Origin of the sequence: Luteitalea sp. TBR-22 (assembly GCF_016865485.1) — a bacterium.
Classification (GTDB): Bacteria; Acidobacteriota; Vicinamibacteria; order Vicinamibacterales; family Vicinamibacteraceae; genus Luteitalea.
Genome location: NZ_AP024452.1, coordinates 5,497,715 through 5,514,456, shown reverse-complemented (window position 1 = coordinate 5,514,456; position 16,742 = coordinate 5,497,715). Strand labels below are relative to the sequence as shown.

At 70.8% G+C, this 16,742-nt stretch carries 15 protein-coding genes; 10 read left to right on the top strand and 5 right to left on the bottom strand.

The annotated features are described in order from the left end of the window. The first annotated feature begins 1 nt into the window (after window position 1). Window positions 2-2,644 carry a TonB-dependent receptor gene (locus TBR22_RS22790; protein WP_239490139.1) on the top strand — a complete coding sequence of 881 codons (2,643 nt, stop codon included), beginning with the start codon at window positions 2-4 and terminating at the stop codon, window positions 2,642-2,644. Window positions 2,645-3,026: 382 nt separating this feature from the next. Here the strand turns inward: TBR22_RS22790 and TBR22_RS22785 are convergent, their stop codons facing one another. Then, on the bottom strand, window positions 3,027-3,503 hold the full coding sequence (locus TBR22_RS22785) for a hypothetical protein (protein ID WP_239490138.1): 477 nt from the start codon (window positions 3,501-3,503) through the stop codon (window positions 3,027-3,029). A gap of 88 nt (window positions 3,504-3,591) precedes the next feature. Between TBR22_RS22785 and pdxH the strand changes: the two genes are divergently transcribed. Continuing rightward, a complete protein-coding gene (gene pdxH, locus TBR22_RS22780; RefSeq protein ID WP_239490137.1) occupies window positions 3,592-4,167 on the top strand; it encodes a pyridoxamine 5'-phosphate oxidase in 576 nt (191 codons plus the stop codon). A 77-nt stretch (window positions 4,168-4,244) separates the two neighbouring features. Here the strand turns inward: pdxH and TBR22_RS22775 are convergent, their stop codons facing one another. Further along, window positions 4,245-5,249: a hypothetical protein gene (locus TBR22_RS22775; protein ID WP_239490136.1), complete on the bottom strand. Its 1,005-nt coding sequence runs from the start codon at window positions 5,247-5,249 to the stop codon at window positions 4,245-4,247. Between the two features lie 208 nt (window positions 5,250-5,457). Between TBR22_RS22775 and TBR22_RS22770 the strand changes: the two genes are divergently transcribed. The 4 genes from TBR22_RS22770 (at window position 5,458) to TBR22_RS22755 (ending at window position 10,587) form a co-directional block, all read left to right on the top strand. Next, window positions 5,458-6,606: a type IV pilus twitching motility protein PilT gene (locus tag TBR22_RS22770; protein ID WP_305068750.1), complete on the top strand. Its 1,149-nt coding sequence runs from the start codon at window positions 5,458-5,460 to the stop codon at window positions 6,604-6,606. Between the two features lie 80 nt (window positions 6,607-6,686). Continuing rightward, on the top strand, window positions 6,687-7,457 hold the full coding sequence (locus TBR22_RS22765) for an ABC transporter ATP-binding protein (RefSeq protein WP_239490135.1): 771 nt from the start codon (window positions 6,687-6,689) through the stop codon (window positions 7,455-7,457). After that, the gene (locus tag TBR22_RS22760) at window positions 7,454-9,055 is read left to right on the top strand and encodes a hypothetical protein (RefSeq protein WP_239490134.1); all 1,602 of its coding nucleotides are present in this window, start codon (window positions 7,454-7,456) and stop codon (window positions 9,053-9,055) included. Before TBR22_RS22765 ends, TBR22_RS22760 begins: the two co-directional genes overlap by 4 nt. 5 nt (window positions 9,056-9,060) lie before the next feature. Beyond that, entirely contained in the window at window positions 9,061-10,587 is a 1,527-nt protein-coding gene (locus TBR22_RS22755; RefSeq protein ID WP_239490133.1) for a response regulator, read from the top strand. Between the two features lie 42 nt (window positions 10,588-10,629). Here TBR22_RS22755 and TBR22_RS22750 read toward each other — a convergent pair whose 3' ends face one another. Then, a complete protein-coding gene (locus TBR22_RS22750; protein WP_239490132.1) occupies window positions 10,630-11,154 on the bottom strand; it encodes a peptidylprolyl isomerase in 525 nt (174 codons plus the stop codon). 39 nt (window positions 11,155-11,193) lie between these two features. Between TBR22_RS22750 and TBR22_RS22745 the strand changes: the two genes are divergently transcribed. Then, a complete protein-coding gene (locus TBR22_RS22745) occupies window positions 11,194-12,264 on the top strand; it encodes a RidA family protein (protein ID WP_239490131.1) in 1,071 nt (356 codons plus the stop codon). Continuing rightward, window positions 12,261-13,148 (top strand): hypothetical protein, encoded by an 888-nt coding sequence (locus tag TBR22_RS22740; RefSeq protein WP_239490130.1) that lies wholly within the window; start codon window positions 12,261-12,263, stop codon window positions 13,146-13,148. Before TBR22_RS22745 ends, TBR22_RS22740 begins: the two co-directional genes overlap by 4 nt. Before the next feature lie 52 nt (window positions 13,149-13,200). Here TBR22_RS22740 and TBR22_RS22735 read toward each other — a convergent pair whose 3' ends face one another. Continuing rightward, on the bottom strand, window positions 13,201-14,076 hold the full coding sequence (locus TBR22_RS22735) for a bifunctional transcriptional activator/DNA repair enzyme AdaA (RefSeq protein ID WP_239490129.1): 876 nt from the start codon (window positions 14,074-14,076) through the stop codon (window positions 13,201-13,203). Window positions 14,077-14,133: 57 nt separating this feature from the next. Here TBR22_RS22735 and TBR22_RS22730 point away from each other — a divergent pair, with 57 nt between their 5' ends. Beyond that, window positions 14,134-14,568, top strand: coding sequence for an ABA4-like family protein (locus TBR22_RS22730; protein WP_239490128.1), 435 nt, complete (start codon window positions 14,134-14,136; stop codon window positions 14,566-14,568). Beyond that, window positions 14,546-15,478: a hypothetical protein gene (locus tag TBR22_RS22725; RefSeq protein WP_239490127.1), complete on the top strand. Its 933-nt coding sequence runs from the start codon at window positions 14,546-14,548 to the stop codon at window positions 15,476-15,478. Before TBR22_RS22730 ends, TBR22_RS22725 begins: the two co-directional genes overlap by 23 nt. A gap of 283 nt (window positions 15,479-15,761) precedes the next feature. Here TBR22_RS22725 and TBR22_RS22720 read toward each other — a convergent pair whose 3' ends face one another. Continuing rightward, on the bottom strand, window positions 15,762-16,733 hold the full coding sequence (locus TBR22_RS22720) for an Fpg/Nei family DNA glycosylase (RefSeq protein WP_239490126.1): 972 nt from the start codon (window positions 16,731-16,733) through the stop codon (window positions 15,762-15,764). Window positions 16,734-16,742: the final 9 nt, after the last annotated feature.

The following is a 16,742-nucleotide window of genomic DNA, read 5'->3' as shown; positions in this document are numbered from 1 at the left end:
CATGACCACCCTCCGTTCGATCCTGGCGGCGCTGCTGCTCGCCGCCGGGTTCACGTCTGCGGCCGTCGCTCAGGAGCGCCCGGGCTCGATGACGGTCACCGTCTACGACACGACGGGCGCGGCCATCGCCGCGGCCAACGTGAGCCTCACCCGGCCCGATGGGACGGTGGAGCAGCAGCTGGCCGACGACAAGGGCACGTACACGTTCCAGGCCCTCGTGCCGGGGAAGTACCTGGTCGTCGCCGAGTTCCCCGGGTTCGAGGCCAATGCGCCGCTCGAGCTGCAGGTGCGTGCCGGCCGCAACACGAAGCAGGACATCACCCTCGAGATCGCCGGCTTCGTCGAGCAGGTCGACGTCGAGCAGGACACGTCCGATCGGGCGGTGACCGAGTCGTTCTCGACGGCGCTCAGCGCGTCGCAGATCGAGGCGCTGGCCGACGACCCCGACGAGATGCAGCAGCAGCTCGAGCAGCTGGCGGGCCCGGGCGCGCGCATCCGCGTCAACGGCTTCGAGGGCGGGCAGCTGCCGCCCAAGTCGCAGATCCGCGAGATCCGCTTCCGCTTCGATCCGTTCGCCGCCGAGAACCACAACGCCGGCTTCCCGCGCGTCGACATCATCACCAGGCCGGGCAACGGGCCGATCCGCAACAACATGACGTTCGGCTTCCGCGACAACCAGCTGGACTCGGCCAACTACTTCTCCTGCGATCGCTTCGCCTCGCCTGACTGCACCCCCGTCAAGGGCCAGGGGCAGACGTACCGGTACGGCTGGTCGATGGACGGCCCGCTCGTCAAGGGCCGCACCGGGTTCTCGCTGAACGTGCGCAGCAACAACGAGTACGACGTCCAGACGATCGTCGCGGCGACGCCGTCCGGGACGTTCAACGGCCTGGTCAACCAGCCCTCCGATCGCCTCAACATCGACTTCAACGTCGAGCACGTGCTCACCAAGACGCACACGCTGCGGTTCTCCTTCGACCGCGACACCAACAGCGCGGAGAACCTCGGGATCGGCAACTTCGACCTCGAGACGCGCGGCTACGCCCGCGAGGGCTTCACCAACACCATCCGGGTGTCGGACGTCGGTTCGTTCCGCAAGAAGTACCTCAACGAGATCCGCGTGCAGTACTCGTGGCAGGAATCCGACTCGATCTCGGTGAGCGACGCCACCACCATCCGCGTGCAGGACGCCTTCACCGATGGCGGCGCCCAGATCTCGGGTGGCCGGAAGTTCTGGCAGATGCGCGTGGCCGACAACCTCGACATCCCGGTCGGCAAGAAGCACAGCGTGCGCACCGGCATCGAGCTGGAGACGGGCAACTACATCGGCGACGAGCTGCGCAACTGGAACGGCACGTTCACCTTCCCGACGATGCTGTCGTTCGAGCAGGGGCGGCCCAACAACTACACGATCCGGCAGGGCAACCCGTACGTGGAGTACGACAACACCGAGCTCGGCGTGTTCGTGCAGGACGACTACCGCTTCAAGAAGAACCTGCTGCTCTCGTTCGGCGCCCGCTACGAGGCGCAGTCGCTGGTCGACGACAAGAACAACGTCGCGCCGCGCGCCGGGCTCACGTGGTCGCCCTTCAAGAGCAACCGGACGACCGTTCGCGCCGGCGTCGGCATCTTCTACGACTGGTACGAGACCAGCACCTACGAGAACGCGCTGCGCCAGGACGGCACGCGCCAGTTCGACACGATCATCCGCAACCCGGGCTATCCCGACCCGTACGCCGGCGGCTCCGTGGTCGTCACCCCGGCGTCGATCGTGCGCATGGCCGACGAGCTGTCGATGCCGACCGTCCGGCGCTACTCGGTGGGCGTCGAGCAGTCGGTGTTCTCGTGGCTGCGCCTCCGCACCAACTACTTCGACCAGCACGGCTGGAACCAGTTCCGCTCGCGCAACCTCAACGCGCCGATCAACGGCGTGCGCCCCGATCCGACCCTCGGCAACATCACGCTGCTCGAGACGACCGGCGAGGCCGACAGCCGCGGGCTGGACGTCAACTTCAACTTCAACTACCAGCCCAAGCGCCTGTTCGGGGTCTTCGGTTACACGCTCGCCAAGCGGGAGAACTTCACCGACAACCCGCTGAGCCTGCCGGTGGACTCGTCGAATCTGGACGCGGAGTGGGGACCGGCCTCAGACGACATCCGCCACCGCTTCTTCAGCTTCTTCAATACCGAGGTGGCGTGGGGCCTGCGGGTGGGCCTGAACTGGCGCGGCAACACCGGGCGCCCCTACAACATCACGACCGGCCTGGACACCAACCAGGACGGCGTGATCAACGAACGGCCCGGTTCCCGCAACAGCGCGCGCCTGCCCTTCCAGAGCTTCACGGATCTGCGCCTGAGCTGGAGCCGCGGGTTCGGTCCCGCGCGGCAGCCCAGCGGTCCCGGCGGCATGGGCGGCGGTCCGGTGGTGATGCGCGGCGGCCCTGGTGGCGGCGGCATGATGGGTGGCCCGATGGGCGGCGACAACCGCGCCGTGCGCCTCGAGGTCTACCTGCAGACGTTCAACCTGTTCAACCAGGTGAACTACACCAACTACGGCGCCGTCCTCACGTCGCGCTCGTTCGGCCTGGCCACGGCGGCCGCTCAGGCACGACGCTTCGAGATGGGCATGCGCCTGGGCTTCTAGGCACGACCTCTCGACGGGCCCCTTCCCCTTCCCTGGTTCGTCGGAGTACAGCGGGCGAGTCCGGCAGATGTCCGGACTCGCCCGTTGTCGTTCAAGGGACAGGGGACAAGGGGACGAGTCACAAGGGAGACAAGGGACGAGGGACAAGGAGGTCAGACAGGGACGAGGGACAAGAAGATCCGACAGGGACAAGGAACGAGGCACGGGGCAGGGTGCCGGCCTCGTGTCGTCCGTGGGGCGCGTCCCGTGTCGCTTGCCGGTCCCGTTCCCCGGTCCCTTGCAGTCCTTGTGACTCGAGACCTTGTCCCTCGTCCCTCGCGGCCTGGTCCCCGGTCCCTTGCAGTCCTTGTGACTCGCGTACTCGTCGCTGGTCCCTTGCGCTTCAGCTCGGCGGCAGCGTCTCCAGCACGATCTCGACGGTCTTGGCCGAATAGACCTTCCGCTTGACGAAACGGAACATCACCGAGACGTCGGTGTCCTCGCCGGGATCGACTTCCCCGAGGTGGCTGCTCTCGGTGGCGGCGATCAGCGCGCCCCGCTCGTCGTAGAGCGCGATGGCGATGCCGAAGTCGAGCGACCGGTCGCCGGTGTTGCGCACCTTCAGGAAGGCCTGGGGGCCCTTGCCGGCCTTGAACGTGAACGGGTTGAGGTTGACGCCACCTTCCACGCTGAAGCGGACGGTGCTCACCTCGAGTCCATCTGCCACGAGCTTGACCGCCACGGGGTCGCCGGGGTCGAACCGCACCTTCTTCGAGACGGTGTCGGCGTGAGCGGCAGGACCGGCAAGGAGGATGGCGGTCGTGGCGAGGACGACGCGAGCGCAGGCTCGCGCGGCGGGAAGACGAATGAACGAGGTCATGGTCGAAAAGGTAACGTGGCAGGCCGGTTCCTGCGCGCTCGACTGTGACAACGCCGCCGCGCGGCGGGGCGAACGGTAAGATCCGGACATGTCCGACCCGATTGCCCGCTTCCGCGACGCGATGACCCGGGCGGCGCAGAACGCGCCCTTCGATCCCATCGCCGTCTCGCTCGCCACCAGTACCCCCGACGGTCGCCCGTCGTGCCGCATCGTCCTGGTCCACGAGATCGACACGCGCGGCATCGTGTTCCACACCAACTACGGCGGCCGCAAGGCCCAGGAACTCGAGGCCAATCCCTACGCCGCCATCACCGCGTACTGGCCGTGGACCGACGAGCAGGTGCGGCTCGAAGGGAGCGTGGCGCGGGTGTCGTCGGAGGAGTCGGACGGGTACTTCGCGGTGCGGCCCCGCGGTAGCCAGGTCGGGGCGTGGGCATCGCTCCAGAGCCAGCCGCTCGACTCGCGCGAGACGCTCGTGGCGCGCGTCCAGCAGTTCGAGGAGAAGTTCGCCGGCGGCGACGTGCCGCGCCCGGAGAACTGGGGCGGCTATCGCCTCACGCCGCTGCGCATCGAGTTCTGGAAGGCCGGCGAGTTCCGCCTGCACGATCGCGAGTTGTTCGAGCGCGTCGGCGAGACCTGGGCCGTGAAGCGCTTGTATCCGTGAGGTACCGCAGCACACCGGTAGGGCGGCGTGTCCCCACGCCGCCGCTGCCAACAGCGGCGCGGTCGGAAGACCGCGCCCTACCTGAGTGCGGCGCTGAACGCCTCGTACTGGTCGGTGGCCACGAAGTCGACCTTGGCCTCCCGCGCGGCGCGCCAGCGGGCCTGGGCGGCGGCCAGGCTGCCGAAGTTGTAACTCTTCGTCCACCCCTGGGCGTCGGCGTCCGGCGCCGGGTGCCCGTTCAGCGTGTAGAAGCGGATCCACAGCCCATTGGCGTGGGCCCGCCCGACCAGCGCGTCGAGTCGCGCGCGATCGGCGGCCGTCCACTCGCCCGCGTGGTTCTGTCCACCGGCCTCGACGACCGCCCACGGGAAGTTGACCCAGCGACGGTAGTTGGTGGCGCGGGTGGCGATCAGTTGCTCCGGCGTCATCCGCATGAGCGACAACGCCCTGGCGCGGTTGTCGTCGCCCTCCGGCTGGGGCACCGGGATGGCGCCGAACAGGCGCACCTTGTCGCCGACCGGGACGGCGTCGTGGAAGGTGCGCGGCTGCGCGGGGTCGGCGCCCGTGAGCACGAGCATCGGACCGACGGTCAGCGGCGCCGGGACGTCCGGCGTCGACGTCCGCGGCGCCGTCGTCAGCCACGCGTCGTGCCGCGCGAGCACCTCGAGGATGCGCCGGTGGTGCTCGGGCTCGTTGGTCTTGAGGTCCAGGTTCAGCACCACCAGCGGCCATCGGTCGCGGCGGTTCTCGCGAAGGGCCCGCACCATGGTCGGCGCCAGCTGCGTGAAGAAGTAGGCTTCGAAGCTGGGCGCGTCGGCGACCTTGTCGACGTCGTGGCCGACCACCGTTTCACCACCCGCGGCGCCCGCGCCGGGCCGCCAGATCAGGTCCTGCTCGATGGCGACCGGCAGGCCCGTGGCCAGCGCCCGCGGCACGCGGTCGGCGTACTTGCCCTCGTACGGGTAGGCGTTGTGCGCGTCGAGCAACACGCGGCTGCCCGGACCGAATGCGGGCGCCTGGGCGAGCAGGAGCCCCGCCAGCGACGACAGGAGCACGGCGGTGAGGGCGACGCGGGGACGCATGGGCCGGAGTGTACGGTCCGTGGTGGCAATTTGAAATTCGAAATTCGAAATGCTCGGCGGCTCGGCTTCCAGCCTTCGCTCGCGCGCCGGATCCCGGGGGCGACAGGCCGAAGGCCGTCGCCCGCGAGAATTTCAAATTTCAAACTTCAAATTGCCAGCGGAGCCGCAGAGCTCAACCGACCGCCCGCCGCGGCCGATAGAGACAGGGATGGCCACCCCCGCCGCCCCTCCCGTCGTCCAGGAACCCCCGATCAACCGCCTGTTCCGGCTGATGGTGCAGACGGGTGCGTCGGACCTCCACCTGAGCGTGAGCGTGCCGCCCATGGTCCGCAAGGACGGGCGCATGCTGCCGGTGGAGGAGACCGCGCCCCGGCTGACCGCCGAGGACATCCGCCGCCTGCTCGGGCCGATCACGCCCGAGAAGAACCGCAACGAGTTCGAGCGGCGCCACGACACCGACTTCGCCTACGAGATCCCAGGGCTGGCGCGCTTCCGCGCCAACATCTTCATGGACCGGAAGGGCATGGGCGCGGTGTTCCGCGTCATCCCCAGCCAGATCCTCACGGCGGAGCAGCTCGGGCTGTCGCCGCAACTGCTGCAGCTCTGCCACCTCAGCAAGGGCCTCGTGCTGGTCACGGGGCCGACCGGATCCGGCAAGTCGACGACGCTGTGCGCGATGGTGGACTACATCAACCGCACCCGTCACGACCACGTGATCACGATCGAGGACCCGATCGAGTTCGTGCACGACAACAAGAGCTGCCTGATCAACCAGCGGGAGGTGCACACGCACACCGAGTCGTTCAAGGACGCGCTGCGGGCGGCCCTCCGCGAGGACCCCGACATCGTGCTGGTGGGCGAGATGCGCGACCTCGAGACCGTGGCCATCGCGATCGAGACGGCCGAGACCGGCCACCTGGTGTTCGGCACGCTGCACACGAGCACGGCGGCGTCGACCGTCGACCGCATCATCGACCAGTTCCCTGCCGATCGCCAGAGCCAGATCCGCGTGATGCTCAGCGAGTCGCTCAAGGGCGTCATCGCGCAGACGCTGTGCCGCAAGGTCGGCGGCGGTCGCGTGGCGGCGCTCGAGGTCCTGATCGTCAACACCGCGATCAGCAACCTGATTCGCGAGGGCAAGACCTTCCAGATCGCCTCGATGATGCAGGTGGGCAAGGCGCAGGGGATGCAGACGCTCAACGACGCGCTGGCCGACCTGGTGAAGAACAAGCTGGTGGCCCCCGAGGAAGCGTACGTGAAGGCCGTCGACAAGGCCGGGTTCGAGGCGCTCCTCAAGCGCATGGCCATCGACACGAAGTTCCTCGGGCCACAGCCGCTGCCAGGCAAGCCGGCGTAGGGAACGTCGAACGCCGGCCCGACCTTCCGGATTGCCGATTCCCGACTCCCGATTCCCGACTCCCGCATAAACTCTGTGACGTGATTCGCGTCGCCGACCTTCATCACGCCTACGGCGACACACCGGCGGTCCAGGGGCTCTCGTTCGAGGCGGGCGTGGGCGAGGTGCTCGGCCTGCTGGGCCCCAACGGCGCGGGCAAGTCGACGACCGTCAAGATCCTGACCGGGTTGCTGCCGCTGCAGCGCGGCACGGTCGAAGTCGCGGGCTTCGACATCGCCACCCACCCGCTCGAGGTCAAGCGACGCGTCGGCTACGTGCCCGAGACCGGCGCCATCTACGACGCCCTGACGCCCGACGAGTACTTCCGCTTCATCTCGCTGCTCTACCACCTCGAGCCCGACGTCGTGCAGCCGCGGATCGAGGAGCTGCTGCGGATGTTCGACCTGGTGCCGGTCCGCAGCGCGCGCATGGTGACCTTCTCGAAGGGCATGCGGCAGAAGGTGCTGATCGCGGCTGCGCTGCTGCACGCGCCCGACGTGGTCATCTTCGACGAGCCGCTCAACGGCCTCGACGCCAACGCCATGCTCGTGTTCAAGGAACTGCTGCGAGGACTGGCGCTGCAGGGCCGCACCATCCTCTTCTGCTCGCACCTGCTCGACATCGTCGAGCGCCTCTGCCCGCGCATCGTGATCATCGACAAGGGGCGGGCCATCGCCGGCGGCACCCCGGCCGACATCGCCGCCGCCACGGGCGCCACGACCCTGGAGCAGGCGTTCGCGTCGCTCACCGGCGCCCGCAGCGCCGTGGACGCGACGGCCGGCGTGCTCTCGTCGCTCGAGGGACGGCCGTGATCGCCGGCCTGGCGCGCCTGCTCGGGATCGACGCGGTGCAGTGGCGTGCCCTGGTGTGGGTGTCGTTCACGACCGACGTCCGCAACATCAAGGGGACGGGCATCCGACTGGCGCGGGCGGCGGCGGGAAGCCTGGGCGGCGCCCTGCTGTCGCAGCTGCTGTACGGCGGGTTCTGCGCCGCGCTGATCACGGTGCTGCCCAACGTCTTCGCGACGAGCACGATCTACTACACGCTGCTGCTGACCACGATCGGGCTGGCCCTGCTGGTCGACTTCACCAGCGTCGTGCTGTCGCCCGACGATCACGTCCAGCTCGCGCCGCGGCCGGTGGACGGTCGCACCTTCTTCGTCGCGCGGCTCACGTCGGTGGTCGGGTTCTCGCTGATGCTGGCCGCGCCGTTCTCGCTGCTGCCGGCCCTGGCGTACCTGTTCCGCGACGGCGGCGGCTCGATCGCGGCCGCAGTCACCAGCGTGGTCGGGGCGGCCATGTGTGCGGTGCTCGTGCCGCTGCTGGTGATCCTCCTGTTCCTGGCTCTGGTGCAGCTGATCCCCGCAGCCCGGCTGCATCGTGCCCTGGGCTACCTGCAGTTCTCGCTGTCGTTCCTCTTCATCGGCGCGTTCTTCCTGTTGTCGCGCTCGACGCGTGCGCTCGACAGCCTGCGCCTCGAGAAGACCGCCGCTGCGTACCTCAACCCCGCGGCGTGGTTCGCCGCGTGGATCGAGATCGCGGAGCGTCGGGCGACGTCGCTGGACTGGATCGCGGCGGCGGCGCCGCTGGCCCTGCTCGTCGTCGCCGGCGCGCTGGTCCGGAGCCGGCTCTCGCTCGCCTACGCCGACAGGCTGGCGACCATGTTCGTGGACCGGCCAGGCGCCACGGCGACGCGCCGGCCGGTGCCCGTCCTGATCTTCGGGCCCGCCCACCACGCGGTGGGGCTGCTGGCGGGCGCGCAGTTCCGCACCGACCAGAAGTTCCGGCTCGGCGTGCTCGGCATCCTGCCGCTCACCGTGATCTACCTGCTCGCCGGCTTCACCGAGGCCGAGGGGCCGGCGCTGATGAAGCGCGAGCCGCTCCTGGTGTACTACGCCGTGCTGTTCTTCCCGGTGATGCTGCGGCAGTTCCTGGTCTACAGCGAGGCCTGGCGCGGCGCCTGGGTGTTCCACGCGGCGCCGATGCCCTTCGAGGACCTGGTCGTGGGGCTCAAGAACGTCGTCGTCGCGCGGTTCCTCGTGCCCTATCTCCTGCTGGTGATCGCCTTGCTCGGATGGCTCTATCCGCGCCCGCCGCTCGAGCTCCTGATGCACGGGCTGGTGGTCGGTCTGATCTCGCACGCGCTGCTGGCCGCCGACCTGCTGGTGAATCCGTCGCTGCCGTTCTCGCAGCCGACCCGGCAGGGCGCGCGGTCGTTCGCGCTCCTGTTGCTCATGGCGCCGACGATGGTGATCATCAGCACGGTGCCGTTCTGGCGTCCGTGGCTGTACGCCCACGCCGGGCGCACCGTCGGCGGCATCGCCGTGCTGGTCGTGATCAACGTGCTGCTGCACGAAACCCTGCTCACCAGGGTCGCGCGCCTGTCGCGCCTCTGGGCCTGCGCGAGCTGATCGCCATGTGGACCGGACCTCCGACCCTCTCGCCGTTCGTCCCCGTCATCGAGCACCTGCAGGAGGCGGCGTGCCTCGAGACCGCCGACGGCGACGTGGCCGTGGTCAACGCGGCGTGGCTCGCGCTCTTCTCCTCGAAGGGCCCGGCACTGCGCGAGCGCCCGGCGGTCGACGTCTGGGCCCCGGCGCTGGCGGCCTTCGACGAGGCGGCTGGACTGCGAGACCGGCTCGGCACGCGCCGCACCGCCCGCGTCGCCAGCTCGCACGAGACGCTCACGACCATCGACGGCCGGACGCTCGAGTGGGACCACTCGCCGATCCTCACGGGCACCAGCCTCACGGCGCACCTCTGGCGCTTCCGCGATGCGACGCACCAGCGGCGCCTCGAGGAGTCGGTCCGGCAGGCGCAGCGGCTCAACACGGTGGGGCGGCTGGCTGGCGGCATCGCCCACGACTTCAACAACCTGCTCACCGCCGTCGTCGGCTACTGCGACCTGCTCGACACCCAGTTCGACAACGGCGACGCCCGCCGCTTCGACCTGCACGAGATCCGCAACGCGGCGATGCGCGCCTCGTCGCTGACCCGGCAACTGCTCGCCTTCAGCCGCCGGCAGATCATGCAGCCGGAGATCGTCGACGTCGGGATGATGCTCGGCGAGATGCCCAAGATGCTCTCGCGCCTGATGGGCGAGCAGGTCAAGGTGTCGATCACCGTGCCCGACGAGCCGGCGGAGGTCTTCGCCGACCCGGGACAGGTGGAGCAGGCGATCTTCAGCCTGGCGGCCAACGCGCGCGACGCGATGCCCGACGGCGGCACACTGGGCGTGGACGTGCGCGTCGGCACGCTCGACGGGGGGCGCGCCCGGGCGCTCGACATGCGCGCGGGACCGGCCGTCTTCGTGACGGTGTGGGACAACGGCGTCGGCATGGACGAGGCGACGCGAGCCAGTGCCTTCGATCCCTTCTTCACGACCAAGCCGCTGGCCCAGGGACTCGGCCTGCCCACCGTGTATGGCGTGGTGCGCCAGACGGGCGGCGCCGTGACGCTCGAGAGCGCGCCGGGCGAGGGCACGCGGGTCGAGATCGTGCTCCCGCGCTACGCCGACGCCGGCATCGCGCCGGTCGATGCCACCAGCACCCAGGCCGTGGCGCCGGTCGAGCGCGCCGGCCCGGCGGTGGTGCTCGTGGTGGAAGACGAGGCCTCGGTGCTGCGCCTGGTGCGGCGCGTCCTCGAGGCCGAAGCGATGGTGGTCCTGTCGGCGCAGGATGCCGAGGAGGCCCTGCTGCTGGCCGACCAGCACGGCGGCGCGATCGACCTGCTCCTGACCGACGTGGTGATGCCCGGCATGAACGGCCTCGAGCTGGCACAGCGGGTGCTGCCGCACCGGCCCGGCATGCGCGTGCTGTTCATGTCCGGCTACGCCGACCACGCGGTCGTGCAGCGCGACATCATCGACGCCGGCCGGCCGTTCCTGCAGAAGCCGTTCGCGCCGGACCGGCTGCTGGCGAGGGTGAAGGAAGTGCTCACGTAATGCCGCGATGCCCGACATCGCGGCATTACACGCGTCAGTCCCCTAGACGCGCTCGATCTTGATCGACTCGATCACGACGTCCTTCACCGGGCGGTCGCCGCGGCCCGTCGGGACGTGGCCGATGCGCGACACGACGTCCATGCCGGCGATGACCTCACCGAACACCGAGTGGCGGTCGTCGAGGTGCGGGGTCGGGCCGAGCGTGATGAAGAACTGGCTGCCGTTGGTGCCCGGGCCGGCGTTGGCCATCGACAGGATGCCGGCCTTGCTGTGCCGGCGTGCGGGGTGGAACTCGTCGCCGAACTTGTAGCCGGGTCCGCCCATGCCGTTGCCCAGCGGGCAGCCGCCCTGGATCACGAACCCGTCGATCACCCGGTGGAAGATCAGGCCGTCGTAGAACGGCTTGCGGATGGGTTGACGGGTCACCGGATCCTGCCACTCGATGCTGCCCTCGGCCAGGCCGGCGAAGTTGGCGACCGTCTTGGGCGCCTCCTCCTCGAACAGCCTGACCGTGAACGCGCCCTCGGAGGTGGTGACGTGGGCGTAGAGCCCGGGTTGTAAGGTCATGGCCACACCTTACCATCCCCTCCGGGCATAATCGCCCGCATGGAACCCTTCGCCTCGGTCGTCTCCGCCGCCGGCCTCGTGCACGTCTCGGGAGTGATCGCTCGTGATCGCGGGCCGGGCGCCGACGCCGGACGACAGGTCGCCGACGCGCTCGACAGGCTCGACGAGGTGCTGCGCGGCGCCGGCAGCGCGCTCGCCCGGACGGCATCGCTGCACGTGCAACTGCGCGATGCCGCCGATTTCGCCGCGATGAACCGCGCCTGTGCCGACCGGTTCGGCGACGCGCCGCCGGCCCGGACGACAGTGGTCGCGCCACCCGAGGTCGCGGACGCCCTGGTCGAGGTCACGGCGGTGGCGGCGGCGCCGGGCACGGCCCGCGAGGTGGTCCACCCGGCCGGCTGGCCTGCGTCGCCCAACCCCTACAGTCACGCCATCAGATGCGGCGACACCCTGTTCCTGTCGGGCCTGGTGCCCCGCGACGTCCGCACCGGCGTGCCCGTCGAGGGGACCGTCGAGGCGCAGTTCGACGTGATTGCCGACAACGCCACCGAACTGCTCGGCGCGGCGGGACTGAGCCTGGCCGACGTCGTGCTGGCGCGGCTGTTCATCACCGACGTCTCCGACTTCGCGGCGATGAACGCGCGCTATCGGGCGCGGATGCCGGTGCCGCGTCCGGCGCGCGCCACGGTGGTGACCGGGCTGATGAATCCCGCTTACCGCGTCGAGATGACGCTGGTGGCACAGGCCGGCCGGTCGGTGACCGGCGTGGCGACGCCGGTGGCCGCCGACGCGCTGCTGGTGCCGGCCATCGAGGCGCCGCCGCGCGTGTGCCTCTCGGGCGCACTGGGTGAGGATCCGCGCGCGAGCCTCGAGGCACAGACGCGCAGCACCATGGCGCGACTCGGCAACGTGTTGGCGCTGAGTGGCCTGGACTGGTCGCATGTCGTCGACATGACCCTGTACGTGACCGAGGCGTGCGACGCCGCCCCGGCGCGCCGGGTGATGCGCGAGGTGATGGGGAGGCCGCTTCCGGCAGGCGCGACGCTGGTGTGCGGCCTGGTGGTGCCGGACGCGTCCGTGGAGATCCAGGCGACCGCCGTGAGGCCGTGACGAGCGGACACCTGGCGATCGCTGCGTGGCTGGCCTCGGCGTGGGTCGTCGGCGGCGCCGCGAGCCTGCAGCCGGTGGCCACCGGTTGCGCGGATCCCGGCGCCGTGCTGGAGGTCGTCGCCGGGTCGGCGCGCGACGCGTCGGCGCTGATGCTCGCCCGCTGCACGCGGCTCGACATCGAGGCGGGGCGTTGGCGCGCTGCCGACACGCGTCTCGCGGCGTCGCGGAGGGCGGCTGCGCTCCTCGCGGGTCCGGCGCGGGCCGCCTGGCTCGGGGAGGTCGCGCGCCTCGAGGCGCTGCGGCGTGTCGACGCGGCCGACTGGCCGGCGCTCGTCCAACTCCGGCTGCCCGATGAGGAAGGCCTGGCCTGGCTCGGCCCATTGGTGCGTGGGGTTGCGGCGGCGCGGACATCGTGGGCGCGGCAGGACGGCGCGCTGCAGGCGCGGGCGCGCGCCGAACTCCGCCAGCTCGAGGCGCTGGCCAGGCAATCGGGTCCGGTCAGCGAGGCCGAGCGGGCGCGACTTGTCGTGCAGGGCGCGATGGCCGGCGCCCAGTACGAGCGCGACGAGATGCAGATGCTGCTCGACGCGGCGCACGACCTCGAGCAGCGGCTCTACACCCCCGACGACCCGCGCACCCCGGTGCTGCTGGCGTGGGAGGTGGAAGCCGACCTGCTCCGGATCACCGATCGCTACGCCGCCGCCAGCGACCGTTACCGCGACCTGCTCGTGGAGTGGCCCCGCCGCGTCCAGGCCAGGGTCGGCCTGGCCGCCGCCTATCGTCGCCTCGGTTACACCGCGCAAGCCGACGAGACGCTCGCGCAAGCCCGGGCGCTGTGGGCCGAGGCCGATCCCGAGGCGCAGGCGCTGGTGAAGGCGCCGTGAAGCGCCTGCCTCGGAGGGTGGGCCTCGGCTGCCGACCGCCCTTCGACGTCGCTCAGGGCAAGCCGCCTGACGACTGCCGTTCCATCTCGATCAGCCGCCGCTTCCGCTCCATGCCCCACCGGTAACCCGTCAACGAAGCGTTGCTGCCGACCACGCGGTGGCAGGGGACCAGGAGCGACACCTTGTTGGTGGCGCAGGCGCGGGCCGCGGCGCGGATGGCCGTCGGCTGCCCGATCATCGTGGCCAGTTCCGCGTAGGTGCGGGTCTGTCCGCGCGGGATGCTGCGCAGGGCGCGCCACACCCGTTGCTGGAACGCGGTGCCCTGCAGGTCGAGCGGCACGTCCTCGCCCGCCTGCCCGCTCGCGACCGCCACGGCGGCCTCTACCCATTCCTGCCGCGCCACGCCGCGCGACAGCGTCGCGCGCGGGAACTCGGCCTCGAGCGCGTCGCGCAGCGTTGCCTCGTCGTCGCCCAGGTACACCGCGCACACGCCATGCGCCGTCGTCGCCACCAGCAGGAGTCCGAGCGGCGAGGCCACGGTCGTCCACCCGATGGCCACGCCGGCCCCGCCCCGTCGGTACGCCCCCGGCGTCATGCCGAGCGCCGCCTGGCCGCGCTCGTAGAGGCGCGACGAGGAGCCGTAGCCAGCGGCGTAGAGGGCATCGGTCACCTCGTCGCCAGCGAGCAGTCGCTCGCGCAGGTGCGCGATCTGGCGGCCCGTGAGCAACGCCCGCGGGCCGATGCCGATGGTCGCCTCGAGCCGACGACGGAACTCGCCGGCCGGCAGGCCGATGGCGGCGGCCAGCGATGCCACCGACGGGCGCCCGCCCTCGGCGAGGACCTGGTCGATGTGCGCGGCCAGCCGGCGGAGGTCGTCGGCGGCGATACGGGCAGGGGCGGGCCTGTCGGCGGGTGCCAGTCCGGTCATGAACCGGAGCATACTAACCGCCACCCAGGGCCACCATCCGGTTTGTCGGAGCTGCGCATGACGCCGTTCGAGCTGAGCAATGTCGTCGTCCTTCCGTTCTGGGCGCTGATGATCCTGGCGCCGCTGTGGTCGGTCACCCGGCGGCTCATCGGGTCGCCATGGATCGTCGCGCCGCCGGCACTCATCTATCTCGCGACGCTCGTGCCGGTGGCCTCGATCGTCCTGCCCGCCGTGGTCAACCCGGTGCCGGCCGAGATCGCCGCCCTGCTCGGCACCCCGACGGGCACCGCGCTGGCCTGGGCCCATTTCGTCGCCTTCGACCTGTTCGTGGGTCGCTGGATCTATTGCGACAGCCGCAGCCGGCTGTACTCGCCGTGGTGGGTCTCCCCGGTGCTCGTGCTGACGCTCCTCGTGGGGCCTGTCGGGCTGCTGCTGTACCTGTCAGTCCGCAGCATCGTCGGGGGCGGGAATGTCGCTGCCGATCCTGCGTGAGGCGTGGCGCGGTCACCGCGGGCTGGTCACGCTGGCGGCCGCGTGCGTGCCGTGCGCGCTTGCCGTGCTGATGATCGGCGCCGTCGACGCCAGGACGATCACCGGCGCCCCGGCGTGGAACAAGCCGCTGAAGTTCTTCCTGTCGGCCGGGGTCTACGCGGTCACGTTCGCGTGGTACCTGGCCATGTGGCCGCCCGGCGGCAGGGGCGCGCGTCTCCGCGCGATTCTCGGCGACGTGGTCGCCGCGATGCTGGCGCTCGAGCTCCTGCTGATCGCCATGCAGGCCGCTCGTGGTGTCGGCAGTCACTTCAACGTGGGCACGCCGATCGACCGGGCGATCTTCAATGCGATGGGACTGGCGATCCTGACGCTCGCGGTCGCGCACGCGGCGCTGTGGGGCCTGCTGCTGCGGGCCCGCTGGGACGATCGCGCCACGCTCTCGGCCTGTCGCTGGGGTGCGGGCGTGTCGCTCGCCGGCTTGCTCGTCGGGGCGCTGATGGTCGTGCCGACCCCGGCCCAGCGCGAGGCGCTGCGCGCCGGCACGCGTGAGGTGACGCGGGGCGCGCACACCGTGGGCCGTGCGGACGGCGGGCCGGGGCTGCCGTTCGTGGGCTGGAGCACCGAGGCGGGCGACCGGCGCGTACCGCACTTCGTCGGCCTGCACGCGATGCAGGTCGTGCCGCTGGCGCTGCTGCCCGTGTCGGCGATGGCGCCGCGAGCCAGGCAGCGCCTCGTGACGGGGGCAGGCGTCGCGTGTCTCGTGCTCACCGTGCTGGCCTGGCTGCAGGCCGAAGCGGGGCGTCCGGTCAATCGTACCGGTACGATGCTCGGCGTGTTGTCCGTGCTCGCGGTCCTGGCGTGGGGCGTCGCGATGCGCGAGGGGTGGCGAAGGGACAGGAGCACGACGTGATGATGGTCACCAGGCCAGGGTTCGTGCGGCGTGCGGCCGCGTCGGCAGGCACGGTCACCGGGGCGCTGGTGGACGTGCGGCGTGACCTCGGCGGCTTCCAGGAGGCCTGTCGCAGTCGCGGCGTGCTCCGGGCCGTGCGTTCCCGCGGCTCCTCACGCACCAGCGCATCTCGTTCGGCACGCCGGACGAACTCACGCGCGCCATCGAGGCCTTCCCACAGGTGCTGGGCTGAGCGGCCCTCGCCCGCCGATGGCGATCGACCGGGCCGTCGCGGCCAGGGGCGTCAGCCCCGGCCCGGCTCGGGCGCAGGCGCGCTCGTCTCCGGCTGGCAGTGCGGACACCAGTATGTCGATCGGTTGTGCTCGCCGTGGTGGCGCAGCAGGATGGCGGTGCCGCAGGTGCGACAGGGCTCGCCCTGGCGTCCGTACACGTACAGGCGCTCGGCAGGATTGGAGCGGCCGGTGGTGCGACGCATGCCTCGATAGGAGAGCACGCCGGCCTCTCGCGGATCGACCACGTTGGCGCGCAGCAGGGCTCGCGCATCTCTGACCAGTCGCCGCCACGACGCCAGGGGCACGTCGGCGGGCGGCGTGAACGGCCACAGCTTCGCGAGGAACAGCAGCTCGCTCTTGTACACGTTACCGATGCCGGCGACGGCGGACTGGTCGAGCAGCGCCTCGGCTACCGTCGGCCGCGTATCGGCCGAAAGACGGGCGATCGCCTCCACGGCGTCGAAATCCGGCGCGAGCACGTCGGGGCCGAGCCGCGCGATCGGCGTGTGCTGCTCGAGCGCCGCGCCCTCCACGAACTCCGCCACCGGCACGGTGAAGGCCACCGCCACGAACTGCTCCGTGCCGACGACGATGCGGGCGGAGGCGGGGGAGCGCTGCCACGGCTCGCCGACGCGGTAGATGTGCCACGAGCCGGACATGAGCATGTGCGTCCGCAGCACCATCGGGCCATCCACCCGCAAGCGTTTCGTGCTCCCCGCCGCCCGACCCGCGACCGACGTCCCGTGATCCCCGGCGTCACGCGCCGTCCCGATCGGCGATCCGAGATTCGCGATCCCCGAGAAGTGCATCAGCAGGTGCTTCCCGCGTGCCTCGACGCGCTCCACCGTACGGCCGGTGATCGGCGCGTCGTGATGGACGCGCGCCAGCTGCGCGTACTGCGTCTCGAAGCGGGTGACCACGTGCCCCGCGAGGGCCGTCTGCAGCGTCCGCGCCGCGCGGAAGATGGTGTCGCCTTCGGGCATCAGACAGGC